Below are 15,543 nucleotides of genomic sequence, written 5' to 3' on the forward strand. Positions count from 1 at the left end.
GCATAACAGATAGGTTTTGCAAATAATAAAAGACGACAGGGATAAGGGGAAAAGGGTGCAACGAGCACGATGTTACTTATTAGGTGAAAGAGCGGTAGTGCTTGAACTGTCGCCGCCGGTGACGCTGTCGAGCCAGCAGCGGATCTGGGCGCTGGCCGAAAAACTGAATCATCATCCCGACGTGCGTGAAGTGGTGCCGGGTATGAACAATCTTACGCTGCTGTTGAATACACCGAAGGCTGACGCGGAAGCGATGTTGGTGCTGTTACAAGAGGGCTGGGATAGTAAGGAAAGCCTGGTACCGGAATCACGTCAGGTGGATATTCCGGTTATTTATGGTGGCCAGGATGGGCCTGACCTGGATGAAGTGGCTCGCCACACCGGTATGACGCCACGGCAGGTAGTGGAATGCCACTCCTCAGCGGCCTACGTGGTTTATTTCCTTGGTTTTCAACCTGGTTTCTCCTACATGGGCGGTATGCCTGAAAAATTGGCGACGCCGCGTCGCGCCGAACCACGCCTGTCAGTGGCAGCAGGTTCTGTAGGCATTGGCGGGAGCCAGACCGGTATTTATCCGTTGGTCACTCCCGGTGGCTGGCAGTTGATTGGGCGTACACCGTTGGCGCTGTTTAATCCTTATGAAATGCCACCAACCTTGCTGCGCCCCGGCGATAGCGTGCGGTTTGTGCCACAGAAGGAGGGCGTATGTTGAAGATCTTGCGTGCGGGTATTTACACCACGGTGCAGGATCTGGGCCGTAACGGTTTCCGTCGTCTGGGGATCAGCCAGGGGGGCGCTCTCGACCAACCTGCGTTGAGGATCGCTAACTTGCTGGTAGGTAATGACGCCAAAGCTGCTGGTCTGGAAATCACTCTTGGGCAATTCAGCGCCGAATTTACCCAGCCAGGTTGGATCGCTCTGACCGGTGCCGGTTGCGATGCGCAGTTGGACGGGAAACCGCTATGGACCGGCTGGCGTTATCCGGTCAATGCGGGTCAACAGCTTGTTCTGAAAATGCCAAAACGCGGCATGCGTACTTATCTGGCGATAGCTGGTGGTATCGCTGTTCCGGAAATGCTTGGCTCCCATAGCACCGATAGCAAAGCGGCCTTTGGCGGGCTGGAAGGGCGCAATCTGCGAGATGGTGACAGTCTGCCATTGGGGCAGGGACTTTTATTGCCACAGCAGAGCACTGGCGTAAAGCAATTGCTGTTCAACAACCGCATCCGTGCGTTGCCAGGGCCGGAATATGATGAATTCAGTGAAGAGGCGAAAGAGGCTTTCTGGCGTACCGCTTGGCAACTGAGTCCGCAGAGCAATCGTATGGGCTATCGCCTGCATGGCAGCAATGCGTTAAACCGCACCACCGATCGTGAAATGTTGTCACATGGCCTGCTACCGGGCGTCGTACAGGTGCCACATAACGGCCAGCCAATCGTGCTGATGGCGGATGCACAGACTACCGGGGGTTACCCGCGTATTGCCTGCGTGATCGAGGCCGATCTCTACCATTTGGCGCAGATTCGTCTGGGTGAAGCCATCCACTTTGTTCCCTGTACGTTGGCAGAGGCGCAACGTGCCAAGGCTGAACAGGAACACTTTATCCAACAGATTGCCTGGGGGTTAAATGATCGTTGATTTGAATGCCGATCTTGGGGAGGGTTGCGCCAACGATCAGGCGCTGCTGCAACTGGTCAGCTCGGCCAATATTGCCTGCGGTTTCCACGCCGGGGATGCGCAAACCATGCGTCAATCGGTGCGTTGGGCACTGCAATACGGTGTCGCTATTGGCGCACATCCAAGCTTTCCCGACCGTGAGAATTTTGGCCGCACCCGTATGCAATTGCCGCCAGAGACAGTGTATGCGCAAGTGGTGTATCAACTTGGCGCACTGGCCGCGATCGCCCGTGCTGAAGGTGGGGTGATGGTACATGTGAAGCCCCATGGCATGTTGTATAACCAGGCCGCGGTAGAACCGGAACTGGCGGAAGCTATCGCCCGGGCGGTTAAAGCGGTCGATCCGACATTACGGCTGGTGGGGCTGGCAGGCAGTGAGCTGATCCGCGCCGGTCAACAACAGGGGCTCACAACTCGGCAGGAAGTTTTTGCCGATCGTGGCTATCAGGCCGATGGCACGCTGGTGCCGCGTGGTCAGACTGGGGCGCTGATTACCAGTGATGACCTGGCGTTGGCACAAACACTTGAAATGGTACGTCACCATCGGGTTCGTACGCTGGACGGCACTTGGGCCGCCGTTCAAGCTGAAACCGTCTGCCTGCATGGGGACGGTGAACATGCGCTGGAATATGCACGAACATTGCGCGAACGTTTTGCCCTGGAAGGCATCAGCGTCAGCGCTGAATAAAAATAATTAAATACATACAACACAAACACACAACACAACATTACCCAATGAATTTCGAGTTGCAGGTAACAACGCTGCGGCTTGAAAGGCGAAGGGTAAAAGGGAGATATAATGGAACAGGCCGTTAATCTATGGCCACTGATCGGCATCGCCGCCATCGTGGTTGGATTTGTTTTACGCTTTAATCCTGTGCTGGTAGTGATTGTCGCCGGCATTATCACCGGGCTGGCAGCGCTGATGCCGCTGGATACTATCCTGGAAAAACTGGGTGAAGGCTTCCTCAATACCCGTAACCTGCCGCTGATTTTGTTACTGCCATTGGCGGTGATTGGCTTGCTGGAGCGCCACGGGCTAAAAGAACGCGCACAGGCGTGGATCGCCAAGATCAAAAGTGCTACCGCCGGACGGTTGTTGATCGTTTATCTGTTTGTGCGTGAAATCACCGCCGCCATGGGGCTGACCAGCCTGGGTGGTCACCCGCAAATGGTTCGCCCGTTGCTGGCACCGATGGCTGAAGGAGCGGCAGAAAATCGCTATGGAGAATTGCCAGAACGTACGCGTCACCGCCTGCGTGCTATGTCTGCTGCTACGGATAACGTCGGGTTGTTCTTTGGTGAAGATATTTTCGTGGCCTTCGGCGCAATTATCTTCATGCACAACTTTATGCTGGAGTCTGGTGGTATTCAGACCGAGCCATTGCATATCGCACTTTGGGGTATCCCAACCGCCATCTTCGCCTTCCTGATCCATTCATTCCGGCTTTACCGGATGGATAAACAGCTCAGCGCTGAACTTTCGCAGCTCAATCAGGCGGCGTTGCAGGCCAAAGGAGATGTCCAATGACTTTCCAACAACAATATCTCTACTGGTTGGCGGGCGTGGTGCTGTTGATCGTGGCAGTGATGTCTTTCCGCGATCGTGCCAATCCACGCCGTATCACCACGGGCCTGTTCTGGGCGCTGTATGGTCTGGTGTTCCTGGTCGGTGACTGGACTTATAGTCTGTTAGGTGACGTACTGGGTGAGGGCAGCAATGAGAAACGCATGCTGCACATCATTGTCGGCGTGGTGGTGGTGATCATGGCATTGATCGCCGGCTTTGGCGGTGTACGCCTTGGTAGCTATCACCAGCGTACTCCACAGCAACGTGAAGAGAGTGCCAAGCGCTTGGGCAACCGGCTGTTTATTCCTGCGTTGGCCATCCCGGTGGTAACGGTGATTGGCGTGCTGTTGTTCAATAATATTCCGGCTCTGCAAACCGCGGTATTCGGCAGTGGCAATCACGCCACCCTGATTACTTTGTTCTCGATGACCGTCGGCTGTTTGCTTGGCCTGGTTATCGCAGTGAAAATGACCCATGAAAAAGCGCTGCAACCGATCCAGGAAGCGCGTCGCCTGCTGGATTCCATCGGTTGGGCGTTTATTTTGCCGCAAATTCTCGCCACGCTGGGCCTGTTGTTTACCGCTGCTGGTGTCGGCACGGCCATTTCTCATCTGACTCAAGAGTATCTGGCGGTCGACAATCGCTTTATTGCCGTAGCGGTTTACGCCATCGGTATGGCGTTGCTGACGATGGTGATGGGCAATGCCTTTGCTGCTTTCCCGATCGTCACTGCCGGTATCGGTATCCCGATCCTGGTATTGCAGCACGGGGGGAACCCAGCGGTTATGGCGGCTATCGGCATGTTTTCCGGCTATTGCGGCACGCTGATGACGCCAATGGCTGCTAACTTTAATATTGTACCGGCGGCGTTACTGGAACTGCCGGACAAGAATGCGGTGATCAAGGCACAGGTACCAACTGGGGTGTTGTTGCTGCTGGTTAACGTATTCCTGCTTTATTTCCTGATGTTCCTGTAAGGAGAACGCATGCAAAAGGTATTGATCACGGGTTTTGAGCCCTTTGGCGGCGAACGCGTTAATCCTTCGTGGGAAGTGGTCAAGCAACTCAATGATATGGAATTTGCTGGCGCGCGCATTATTGCGCGCCAACTGCCCTGTGTATTTGGCGCGGCGTTGGAAGCACTGAATGCCGCGATTGATGAGGTGCAACCTGTGATGGTGCTGGCTATCGGTCAGGCTGGTGGTCGCACCGACATAACCCTTGAACGGGTGGCGATCAACATCGATGATGCGCGTATCCCCGATAATCAGGGGCAGCAGCCAATAGACGAAACTATCGTTGCAAGTGGGCCTGCCGCCTATTTCAGCACTTTGCCGATCAAGGCAATGGTGAACTCGATGCGTGAAGCCGGTATCCCGGCCTCGGTATCACAAACGGCAGGGACCTATGTCTGCAACCATGTGATGTACGGTTTGTTGCACCGCTTAAGTGACCAACAGGCAATCAAGGGTGGGTTTATTCATATCCCTTATCTGCCGGAACAGGCGGCGGCGCACCCTGGTGCGCCGAGCATGGCGGCGAACACGGTGTTGTTTGCCCTCGAGCTGGCGATCTCCATTGCATTGCAGGTGGAACATGATTTGAAAGTGGTTGGCGGTGCAACACACTAGCATGCGTCATTCCCCGGTGCGGCTAGCTGTACCGGGGGCTTATTCAGGAGTATTCATATGCCGGAAGGACCGGAAATTCGCCGGGCGGCAGATGCACTGGCGGCGGCAGTGCTCGACCAGCCGCTGACCGAGGTCGGTTTTGCTTTCCCCCAGCTTAAACATTATCGCAACCAGTTAATTGGCGAGCGCATTATTGCTATTGAACCGCGTGGCAAGGCGCTGCTAACCCATTTTTCCAACGGATTGACGCTGTACAGCCATAACCAATTGTATGGTGTATGGAAGGTGGTGAACGCAGGGGAGATACCTGAAACAAAACGTGATTTGCGGGTACGGCTCGAAACAGCCGAACGAGCAATTTTGTTGTACAGCGCGTCGGAGATTACTGTCGGGCCGCGTGAGGAAATCGAGCAGCATCCGTTCTTACAACGTATCGGCCCCGACGTACTGGATATGACGTTAACGGTGGCCGCGGTGGAGCAAAGGCTGCTGTCACCGGCGTTTCGCCGTAGGCAACTGGGGGGCATGTTGCTCGATCAGGCTTTTCTTGCGGGGTTGGGCAACTATCTGCGTGCTGAAATTCTCTGGCAGGCAGAGTTGGCACCTCAACATAAGCCGCAAGAGTTGGAGCCTGACATTTTACAGCGACTGGCGGAGGCTTTATTGGCAGTGCCGCGGTTGTCTTACCAGACACGTGGACAGGTGCATGAAAACCGCCATCATGGCGCACTGTTCAGTTTTAAAGTATTTCACCGCAGTGGTGAACCCTGTGAGCGTTGCGGTGCGATGATCGAGCGCACCTCGCTGTCTTCACGCCCTTTCTATTGGTGCCCTGTTTGCCAGAAATAGTAAAAAAAACGCCGCCCCTAAGGACGGCGTCTTGCTGCAATACGTAGGGTAAAGCGGCGTTATTTGTTTTTTACTTGAGACTTGAAGTCACGCTCGGCATAGCCGGTGTACAACTGACGCGGACGGGCAATCTTGATGCCTTCGTCATGCATTTCGTTCCAGTGTGCAATCCAGCCGATGGTACGGGCGATGGCAAAGATAACGGTGAACATGGAAGAAGGGATCCCCATCGCCTTCAGGATGATGCCTGAGTAGAAGTCGACGTTCGGGTACAGTTTCTTCTCGATGAAGTACGGGTCGTTCAGCGCGATGTGTTCCAGCTCCATCGCCACTTGCAACAGGTTGTCGTCCTTCTTGTTCAGTTCTTTCAGCACTTCGTGACAAGTTTCGCGCATCACGGTGGCGCGTGGGTCGTAGTTCTTATAGACGCGGTGGCCGAAGCCCATCAGACGGAACGAGTCGTTCTTGTCCTTGGCGCGCTTGATGAACTCTGGGATGTGCTCAACGGTTTTGATCTCTTCCAGCATCTTCAGTGCGGCTTCGTTGGCGCCGCCGTGTGCTGGTCCCCACAGGGAAGCGATGCCAGCAGCAATACAGGCAAACGGGTTAGCGCCTGAAGAACCTGCGGTACGCACGGTTGAGGTGGACGCATTCTGCTCATGGTCTGCGTGCAGGATCAGGATGCGATCCATAGCGCGTTCCAGCACTGGGTTCACCACGTATTCTTCACACGGAGTGGCGAACATCATATGCAGGAAGTTGCCGGCATAGGACAGATCGTTACGTGGGTAAACGAACGGCTGGCCCAGAGAATATTTGTAACACATGGCTGCCACGGTAGGCATTTTGGACAGCAGGCGGAACGCGGTGATCTCGCGGTGACGCTCGTTGTTGACGTCCAGTGCATCGTGGTAGAACGCCGCCAGGGCGCCGGTTACACCACACAGCACAGCCATTGGGTGTGAGTCACGACGGAAACCACGGAACAGATGGGTGATCTGGTCGTGGATCATGGTGTGACGGGTCACGGTGGTTTTGAAGGTCTCGAACTCTTCTGAGGTTGGCGTTTCGCCATACAGCAGGATATAGCACACTTCCAGATAGGAAGACTCTTTCGCCAGCTGTTCGATCGGGAAGCCGCGGTGCAGCAGTACGCCTTTGTCACCGTCGATAAAAGTGATTTTTGATTCGCAGGAAGCGGTAGAGGTAAAGCCGGGATCAAACGTGAAATAACCTTTGGAGCCCAGGGCGCGGACATCGAGGACATCGGGGCCCAGTGTCGGGGTTAATACGCCCAGTTCGATTGGAGCTTCACCATCATTAATGGTTAGCGTCGCTTTCTTATCAGTCATTTACAGTCTCCTTTGCGCCTTATTTTAAAAACCTCTAACAACTGAAATACCTTAATTCTCCTCAGGTTGCCCGCAAAAAATGGAGCGGACGCTAACTCTGTGAGCGACTGCGCAAATGCGCGGGTAGGGTACAGAGTGCTAACCAGGCGAACGAGGTGGGTGACCAGTTGTTAACGATTCATCGGAATTCGTTATGTTCTGTTAATCTTACCTACGACGTGTTCGGGGGTGGTTGAACCTATCCCAATAAACTGTTTTATATGCCTTATTTGTTCTTATCTGCGGCAATGTGCTGCAAATGCGATCGGCAAAAACCGCCATTGGGATAGGTTCTTTCAAATACACTGTTGCATATCCTGAACATCGGGGGAAGTGTATCTGCTGACCTATAGCGCATCATAGGGCCGTTTGTGCCCCTATATGTAATGGAATTGTTGATCTCTTGTCAAATCAGATAATTAATTTTATGCTAATTGTGAAATCCGTGATCTAAATCACTGTTCGGGGGAAATGTTACCAAAGGGATTGTATGGGAATTGTAATCAGAATGTGATCCTCCTATACTGCCGCCAGGTCTCCGGGATACCCTGAAGTAGGAGCACCCAGCGTTATAACTACGCGCCGTTTAAGCACAGAGGATGTTGTTGTTTGAGCGCGTGACGTGTGAGGGTTTTGGCTCTTAACGCTGTCTGATCCCCGCCCAGGCCGGAGGAAGGAAAATAATAAGAGCTGTGTGGGCAAAAACGTGAAAAAACAAAGACCTGTCAACCTGGATCTGCAAACGATTCAGTTTCCCGTAACTGCGATAGCGTCCATCTTACACCGAGTCTCTGGCGTAATTACCTTCGTTGCCGTGGGTATCCTCCTCTGGCTGCTGGGCCTGTCACTCTCTTCCCAAGAGGGTTTCATGCAGGCTGCTGCCATCATGAATAGCTTCGTTGTCAAATTCATATTCTGGGGCATCCTCACTGCGCTGGCCTATCACATTTGCGGTGGCATTCGCCATTTGTTAATGGATTTTGGCTATATCGAAGAGAGTTTAGCCGCCGGTACCCGTTCTGCCCAGGTGGCGATCGGTCTGACCGTCGTGCTGTCAGTTCTGGCTGGAGTCCTCGTATGGTAAACAATGTTTCTGCATTAGGACGCAACGGCGTACACGATTGGTTGTTACTGCGTGCTTCCGCTATCGTCATCACCCTGTATGTTCTGTATATCCTGGGCTTTTTTGTCACGGCTCCGGATCTCACCTACGAAATCTGGCGCGGCTTCTTCGCCACCTCTATTACGAAAGTGTTCACGCTGCTGACGCTGCTGTCGATTCTGGCTCACGCCTGGATCGGTTTGTGGCAGGTGCTGACGGATTACGTCAAGCCGGTAGCGGTACGTCTGGTGTTGCAACTGGCGATCGTTGTCGTGTTGCTGGTCTATTTACTGTACGGAACAATCGTAGTGTGGGGTGCGTAAGATGAAACTGCCGGTCAGAGAGTTTGATGCTGTCGTTATCGGTGCAGGCGGCGCAGGTATGCGCGCGGCACTGCAAATTTCTCAAGCGGGTTCTTCTTGTGCCCTGCTGTCCAAAGTATTCCCGACCCGTTCCCATACCGTGTCTGCACAGGGTGGTATTACCGTAGCCCTGGGTAACAACCACGAAGATAACTGGGAATGGCATATGTATGACACGGTGAAAGGGTCCGATTATATCGGTGACCAAGACGCCATCGAATATATGTGTAAAACCGGCCCTGAAGCCGTTCTGGAACTGGAACATATGGGGCTGCCGTTTTCTCGTACGGATGATGGCCGCATCTATCAGCGTCCATTCGGCGGTCAGTCACTGAACTTCGGTGGCGAGCAGGCGGCCCGTACTGCGGCGGCAGCTGACCGTACCGGTCATGCCTTGCTGCATACCCTGTATCAACAGAACCTGAAAAACCACACCACTATCTTCTCCGAGTGGTACGCACTGGATCTGGTAAAAAACCAGGATGGCGCGGTAGTCGGTACCACCGCTATCTGCATTGAAACCGGTGAAGTAGTTTACTTCAAAGCCAAGGCGACCGTGTTGGCAACGGGCGGCGCAGGCCGTATTTATCAGTCCACCACTAACGCACATATCAATACCGGTGACGGTGTTGGCATGGCAATTCGTGCCGGCGTGCCTGTGCAGGACATGGAAATGTGGCAGTTCCACCCGACCGGCATCGCTGGTGCTGGGGTGCTGGTGACCGAAGGTTGCCGTGGTGAAGGCGGTTATCTGCTGAATAAACACGGCGAGCGTTTCATGGAGCGCTATGCGCCGAACGCTAAAGACCTGGCGGGTCGCGACGTGGTTGCACGTTCGATCATGATTGAAATCCGTGAAGGTCGTGGCTGTGACGGTCCATGGGGCCCACACGTCAAACTGAAGCTGGATCATCTGGGTAAAGACGTGCTGGAATCCCGCCTGCCGGGCATTCTGGAACTGTCGCGCACCTTCGCGCACGTCGATCCAGTGAAAGAGCCTATCCCGGTTATCCCAACCTGCCACTATATGATGGGCGGTATTCCGACCAAAGTGACTGGTCAGGCACTGACTGTGAACGAGAAAGGCGAGGATGTCGTGATCCCAGGCCTGTTCGCCGTTGGCGAAATTGCCTGCGTATCGGTGCACGGCGCCAACCGTCTGGGCGGTAACTCGTTGCTGGATCTGGTGGTGTTCGGTCGTGCCGCCGGCATGCATCTGCAGGAATCTATCCTCGAGCAGGGCGCCAGCCGTGAAGCGAGCGAATCCGATGTAGAAGCGTCGCTGGATCGCCTGAACCGCTGGAACAACACCCGTTCAGGTGAAGATCCGGTTGAAATCCGTAAGGCACTGCAAGCCTGCATGCAGCACAACTTCTCGGTATTCCGTGAAGGTGATGCGATGGCAAAAGGCCTGGAAGAGCTGAAAGAGATCCGTGAACGTCTGAAGAATGCACGTCTGGACGATACCTCCAGCGAGTTCAACACCCAGCGCATCGAATGTCTGGAGTTGGATAACCTGATGGAGACTGCGTTTTCCACTGCCGTGTCGGCCAACTTCCGTACCGAGAGCCGTGGCGCACACAGCCGCTTCGACTTCCCAGAACGTGATGATGCCAACTGGCTGTGTCACTCGCTGTATCAGCCGCAATCGGAAAGCATGACGCGTCGTGAAGTGAACATGCAACCGAAGCTGCGCCCGGCATTCCCGCCGAAAGTGCGTTCTTACTAATTGCGGAGATCGATTGATGAAACTCGAATTTTCAATTTATCGCTACAATCCAGATGTTGACGACGCTCCGCACATGCAGGACTACAGCCTGGAAGCGGAAGAAGGTCGTGACATGATGTTGCTGGATGCGTTGATCCAGCTGAAAGAGAAAGATCCGAGCCTGTCGTTCCGCCGTTCTTGCCGTGAAGGGGTCTGTGGTTCCGATGGCCTCAACATGAACGGTAAAAACGGTCTGGCATGTATCACACCGGTCTCGTCATTGCGTAAAGGCAATAACAAGATTGTGATTCGTCCTTTGCCAGGCTTACCGGTAGTGCGCGATCTGGTCGTAGATATGGGTCAGTTCTATACCCAGTACGAAAAGATCAAACCTTACCTGCAGAACGACGGCAAGAACCCACCGGCACGTGAGCACCTGCAATCGCCGGAGCAACGCGCTAAGTTGGATGGTCTTTACGAGTGCATTTTATGCGCTTGTTGTTCGACCTCTTGCCCGTCATTCTGGTGGAATCCTGACAAGTTCATTGGCCCGGCTGGCCTGTTGGCAGCGTATCGCTTCCTGATTGACAGCCGTGATACGGAAACGGAAGAACGTTTAGACGATCTGGACGACGCTTTCAGTGTTTTCCGCTGCCATAGCATTATGAATTGTGTCAGTGTATGTCCTAAAGGCTTGAATCCGACGCGTGCGATCGGCCATATCAAGTCTATGCTGCTGCAACGCGGCGCATAACTGGAATGAGATGCTGCGCCGGGCAGTTTCCGGCGCACATCACCAAGGAGGGAACCTCTAAAAACTGACCCGCGGCTGCTGCGCAAAGCAGTCTGGTTCGCCCGCCGGTTTTTAGAGGTTCCTTGTAAGGGACCGCAAGGTCCATAGCAGAACGTACCGAGCTTGTATGGCTATAAGGTACGTCGCGTTTCTACGGCAAACCGTATCCAACACGGTAATTATGTTAACCACGGCGAAAACTAAAGCTTCAAAGCTTAAGGGATCATGATGCAGAACGGCGCAATGAAGGCCTGGCTGGATTCCTCCTATCTGGCGGGCGCGAACCAGTCTTACATAGAACAGCTCTATGAAGACTTCTTAACCGATCCGGGCTCCGTTGAAGATAGCTGGCGTTCCATTTTTCAACAGCTACCAACCGCGGGTGTAAAACCCGATCAGCTTCACTCTCAAACGCGTGACTACTTCCGCCGCCTGGCGAAAGATTCTGCGCGTTATAACACCACCATCAACGATCCAGACACCGACGCCAAACAGGTCAAGGTACTGCAGCTGATTAACGCCTTCCGTTTCCGCGGACATCAGCATGCCAACCTCGATCCGCTCGGTCTGTGGCAGCGGGAGCAAGTTCCTGACCTTGAGCCTAGCTATCACAACCTGACCGAAGCCGACTTCCAGGAAACCTTCAACGTGGGTTCTTTCGCCATCGGCAAAGAAACCATGAAGCTGGGCGACCTGTATGCTGCGCTGAAGCAGACCTACTGCGGCTCGATCGGTGCTGAATACATGCACATCACCAATACCGAAGAGAAACGCTGGATCCAGCAGCGTATTGAATCGGTAGTGGGGCACGCCAGCTTTACCAACGACGAGAAACGCCGTTTCCTGAACGAGCTGACCGCTGCGGAAGGCCTGGAACGTTACCTGGGTGCCAAGTTCCCTGGTGCGAAGCGCTTCTCGCTGGAAGGTGGCGATGCGCTGGTGCCGATGCTGAAAGAGATGGTGCGCCATGCCGGTAAGAACGGCACGCGCGAAGTGGTATTGGGCATGGCCCACCGCGGCCGTCTGAACGTGTTGATCAACGTGCTGGGCAAAAAACCTGCCGACTTGTTCGACGAGTTTGCCGGCAAGCATAAAGAACACCTCGGCACCGGTGACGTGAAATATCACCAGGGCTTCTCCTCCGACGTAGAAACCGAAGGCGGCATGGTTCACCTGGCGCTGGCGTTTAACCCGTCGCACCTGGAGATCGTCAGCCCGGTAGTTATGGGTTCTGTACGTGCCCGTCGTGACCGTCTGGACGAAGCGCGCAGCAACATGGTACTGCCAATCACCATCCACGGTGACGCCGCCATTACTGGCCAGGGTGTGGTTCAGGAAACGCTGAACATGTCTCAGGCTCGTGGCTACGAAGTGGGTGGCACGGTACGTATCGTGATCAACAACCAGGTTGGTTTCACTACCTCCAACCCGTTGGATGCGCGTTCTACCGAATACTGTACTGACATCGCCAAGATGGTGCAGTCGCCGATCTTCCACGTGAATGCTGACGATCCGGAAGCGGTGGCCTTTGTTACCCGTCTGGCGTTGGATTTCCGTAACACCTTCAAACGTGACGTGATGATCGATCTGGTCTGCTACCGTCGCCACGGGCACAACGAGGCCGATGAGCCAAGTGCAACCCAGCCGGTGATGTACCAGAAGATCAAGAAACACCCAACGCCGCGCAAGATTTATGCTGACGTGCTGACCGAACAAAAAGTCGCTAGCCTGGAAGATGCCACGGAAATGGTCAACCTGTACCGTGATGCACTCGACCGTGGTGATTGCGTGGTTGAAGAATGGCGTCCGATGAACCTGCACTCCTTTACCTGGTCGCCGTACCTCAACCACGAGTGGGACGAAGAGTACCCAAGCAAGGTTGAAATGAAGCGCCTGCAGGAACTGGCCCGTCGCATCAGCACCGCGCCGGAAGCGATCGAAATGCAGTCACGCGTAGCGAAAATCTACGGTGACCGCGCAGAGATGGCTGCAGGTAATAAAGCGTTCGACTGGGGCGCAGCGGAAACGCTGGCTTACGCCACTTTGGTTGACGAAGGGATTCCAATCCGCCTTTCCGGTGAAGATGCCGGTCGTGGCACCTTCTTCCACCGTCATGCGGTGGTACACAACCAGAAAAACGGTTCGGTTTACGTGCCGCTGGCCAATGTCCACAGCGGGCAGGGCGAGTTCAAGGTGTGGGACTCCGTACTGTCTGAAGAAGCCGTTCTGGCGTTCGAATATGGCTACGCCACCGCAGAACCACGCACCCTGACCATCTGGGAAGCGCAGTTCGGTGACTTCGCTAACGGCGCTCAGGTGGTAATCGACCAGTTCATCAGCTCCGGCGAGCAGAAATGGGGCCGTATGTGTGGCCTGGTGATGCTGCTGCCGCACGGTTACGAAGGCCAGGGCCCAGAGCACTCATCTGCGCGTCTGGAACGTTACCTGCAGCTGTGTGCTGAGCAGAACATGCAGGTATGCATCCCGTCCACCCCGGCGCAGGTTTACCATATGCTGCGTCGTCAGGCGCTGCGCGGTATGCGCCGTCCGCTGGTGGTGATGTCACCGAAATCTCTGCTGCGTCACCCACTGGCAACGTCTTCTTTAGATGAACTGGCTAACGGCACCTTCATGCCGGCGATTGGTGAGATCGACGATCTGGATCCGAAAGCGGTCAAACGCGTGGTGCTGTGCTCCGGTAAGGTCTATTACGATCTGCTGGAACAGCGTCGCAAGAACGACCAGAAAGACGTGGCCATCGTACGTATCGAGCAACTGTACCCGTTCCCGCATCAGGCCCTTCAGGCAGTGCTGGAGAAGTATGCTCACGTGCATGATTTCGTCTGGTGTCAGGAAGAGCCGCTGAACCAGGGTGCCTGGTACTGTAGCCAACACAATTTCCGTGAAGTGGTGCCGTTCGGGGCTTCTTTACGTTACGCAGGACGTCCAGCCTCTGCCTCTCCGGCAGTCGGTTATATGTCCGTACACCAGAAGCAGCAGCAAGCTCTGGTTAATGACGCGCTGAATATTGATTAAAGATTAAGGGAAAGCAAATGAGTAGCGTAGATATTCTGGTTCCTGACCTTCCTGAATCGGTTGCAGATGCGACCGTAGCCACCTGGCACAAGAAACCAGGTGACAGCGTCCAGCGTGACGAAGTTCTGGTTGAAATCGAAACTGACAAAGTTGTGCTGGAAGTACCGGCCAGCGAAGCAGGGATCCTCGATGCGATCGTGGAAGAAGAGGGCGCAACCGTGCTTTCTCGCCAGATCCTCGGCCGTATTCGCCCGGGTAATAGCTCTGGCAAACCGACCGAAGAGAAGAGCCAGGCTAAAGAAGCCACTCCAGCTCAGCGCGCAACCGCCAGTCTGGAAGAAGAAAGCAACGACGCACTCAGCCCGGCGATTCGCCGCCTGATTGCCGAGCACGATCTGGATGCTGCTGCCATCAAAGGCAGCGGCGTGGGTGGCCGTATCACCCGCGAAGACGTGGAAGCACACCTGGCTAACGGCAAAAAAGCCGACAAACCAGCCGCCGTTGAAGCCGCTCCGCAGCCTGCTCTAAGTGGCCGTAGCGAGAAGCGTGTCCCTATGACCCGTCTGCGCAAACGCGTAGCCGAGCGCCTGTTGGAAGCGAAGAACAGCACTGCGATGCTGACAACCTTCAACGAAATCAACATGCAGCCGATCATGGACATGCGTAAGCAGTACGGTGAAGCCTTCGAAAAACGTCACGGTGTACGTCTGGGCTTCATGTCCTTCTACATCAAGGCCGTGGTTGAAGCGTTGAAACGCTTCCCAGAAGTGAATGCTTCTATCGACGGCACCGACGTGGTGTACCACAACTATTTCGATATCAGCATTGCGGTATCTACCCCACGTGGCCTGGTGACCCCAGTACTGCGTGACGTAGACAGCATGAGCATGGCGGACATCGAGAAGAAAATCAAAGAACTGGCAGTTAAAGGCCGTGATGGCAAATTGACTGTGGAAGAGCTGACCGGCGGTAACTTCACCATTACCAATGGCGGTGTATTCGGTTCACTGATGTCTACCCCGATCATCAACCCACCGCAGAGCGCCATCCTGGGCATGCACGCCATTAAAGATCGCCCAATGGCGGTGAAAGGCCAGGTTGTGATCCAGCCGATGATGTATCTGGCACTGTCTTACGACCATCGCCTGATCGACGGTAAAGAATCCGTTGGTTACCTGGTGACGGTTAAAGAGATGCTGGAAGATCCGGCTCGTCTGCTGCTGGACGTTTAGTAACCCTGATGGGGGCGTATACCTTAAATAATTGAAGTTGCATCGTGGCGGCAACGGATCGAATCCCCAGGAGCATAGCGAACTATGTGACTGGGGTGAGAGCAGGCAGCTAACAAAGATGCAGCTTCAAGTACGACGGGTATGCCGCGCCCACACTCTGTGCTATGTGGCCGACTAAAGTCATGCGGTTTT

At 54.6% G+C, this 15,543-nt stretch carries 14 protein-coding genes; 13 read left to right on the forward strand and 1 reads right to left on the reverse strand.

From position 1 onward, the window contains the following. Window positions 1-55 precede the first annotated feature (55 nt). From pxpB to nei, 7 genes are all read left to right on the forward strand, one after another. Window positions 56-712, forward strand: coding sequence for a 5-oxoprolinase subunit PxpB (gene pxpB, locus SGBXF1_RS05965; RefSeq protein ID WP_073963415.1), 657 nt, complete (start codon window positions 56-58; stop codon window positions 710-712). Next, the gene (gene pxpC / locus SGBXF1_RS05970; protein ID WP_186427969.1) at window positions 706-1,638 is read left to right on the forward strand and encodes a 5-oxoprolinase subunit PxpC; all 933 of its coding nucleotides are present in this window, start codon (window positions 706-708) and stop codon (window positions 1,636-1,638) included. Before pxpB ends, pxpC begins: the two co-directional genes overlap by 7 nt. After that, window positions 1,628-2,365, forward strand: coding sequence for a 5-oxoprolinase subunit PxpA (gene pxpA / locus SGBXF1_RS05975; protein WP_037418127.1), 738 nt, complete (start codon window positions 1,628-1,630; stop codon window positions 2,363-2,365). Before pxpC ends, pxpA begins: the two co-directional genes overlap by 11 nt. A 111-nt stretch (window positions 2,366-2,476) precedes the next feature. Then, window positions 2,477-3,208 carry a DUF969 domain-containing protein gene (locus tag SGBXF1_RS05980; protein ID WP_186427970.1) on the forward strand — a complete coding sequence of 244 codons (732 nt, stop codon included), beginning with the start codon at window positions 2,477-2,479 and terminating at the stop codon, window positions 3,206-3,208. After that, window positions 3,205-4,224: a DUF979 domain-containing protein gene (locus SGBXF1_RS05985; RefSeq protein WP_130379589.1), complete on the forward strand. Its 1,020-nt coding sequence runs from the start codon at window positions 3,205-3,207 to the stop codon at window positions 4,222-4,224. The genes SGBXF1_RS05980 and SGBXF1_RS05985 overlap by 4 nt, the downstream gene beginning before the upstream one ends. 9 nt (window positions 4,225-4,233) lie before the next feature. Then, complete coding sequence (gene pcp, locus SGBXF1_RS05990) at window positions 4,234-4,878, forward strand: pyroglutamyl-peptidase I (RefSeq protein ID WP_061806890.1); 645 nt, start codon at window positions 4,234-4,236, stop codon at window positions 4,876-4,878. A gap of 57 nt (window positions 4,879-4,935) precedes the next feature. Further along, window positions 4,936-5,727, forward strand: a complete 792-nt coding sequence (nei, locus tag SGBXF1_RS05995) for an endonuclease VIII (protein ID WP_186427971.1) — start codon at window positions 4,936-4,938, stop codon at window positions 5,725-5,727. 59 nt (window positions 5,728-5,786) lie between these two features. On the opposite strand, the gene SGBXF1_RS06000 is transcribed toward nei, so the two are convergent. Next, window positions 5,787-7,079: a citrate synthase gene (locus SGBXF1_RS06000; protein WP_186427972.1), complete on the reverse strand. Its 1,293-nt coding sequence runs from the start codon at window positions 7,077-7,079 to the stop codon at window positions 5,787-5,789. Between the two features lie 733 nt (window positions 7,080-7,812). Here SGBXF1_RS06000 and sdhC point away from each other — a divergent pair. The 6 genes from sdhC to odhB all read left to right on the forward strand — a co-directional run bounded on the left by sdhC (window position 7,813) and on the right by odhB (window position 15,351). Then, window positions 7,813-8,202: a succinate dehydrogenase cytochrome b556 subunit gene (sdhC, locus tag SGBXF1_RS06005; RefSeq protein WP_004949747.1), complete on the forward strand. Its 390-nt coding sequence runs from the start codon at window positions 7,813-7,815 to the stop codon at window positions 8,200-8,202. After that, window positions 8,196-8,543, forward strand: a complete 348-nt coding sequence (gene sdhD / locus SGBXF1_RS06010; protein ID WP_012005699.1) for a succinate dehydrogenase membrane anchor subunit — start codon at window positions 8,196-8,198, stop codon at window positions 8,541-8,543. Before sdhC ends, sdhD begins: the two co-directional genes overlap by 7 nt. Window position 8,544: 1 nt before the next feature. Further along, complete coding sequence (gene sdhA / locus SGBXF1_RS06015; protein ID WP_037418138.1) at window positions 8,545-10,311, forward strand: succinate dehydrogenase flavoprotein subunit; 1,767 nt, start codon at window positions 8,545-8,547, stop codon at window positions 10,309-10,311. A 16-nt stretch (window positions 10,312-10,327) separates the two neighbouring features. After that, complete coding sequence (locus tag SGBXF1_RS06020; protein ID WP_037418141.1) at window positions 10,328-11,044, forward strand: succinate dehydrogenase iron-sulfur subunit; 717 nt, start codon at window positions 10,328-10,330, stop codon at window positions 11,042-11,044. 267 nt (window positions 11,045-11,311) lie between these two features. Further along, window positions 11,312-14,119, forward strand: a complete 2,808-nt coding sequence (gene sucA, locus SGBXF1_RS06025) for a 2-oxoglutarate dehydrogenase E1 component (protein WP_037418144.1) — start codon at window positions 11,312-11,314, stop codon at window positions 14,117-14,119. Window positions 14,120-14,136: 17 nt separating this feature from the next. Then, a complete protein-coding gene (odhB, locus tag SGBXF1_RS06030) occupies window positions 14,137-15,351 on the forward strand; it encodes a 2-oxoglutarate dehydrogenase complex dihydrolipoyllysine-residue succinyltransferase (RefSeq protein ID WP_061806891.1) in 1,215 nt (404 codons plus the stop codon). Window positions 15,352-15,543 lie beyond the last annotated feature (192 nt).

Source organism: Serratia grimesii (assembly GCF_900186025.1).
Lineage (GTDB): Bacteria > Pseudomonadota > Gammaproteobacteria > Enterobacterales > Enterobacteriaceae > Serratia > Serratia grimesii.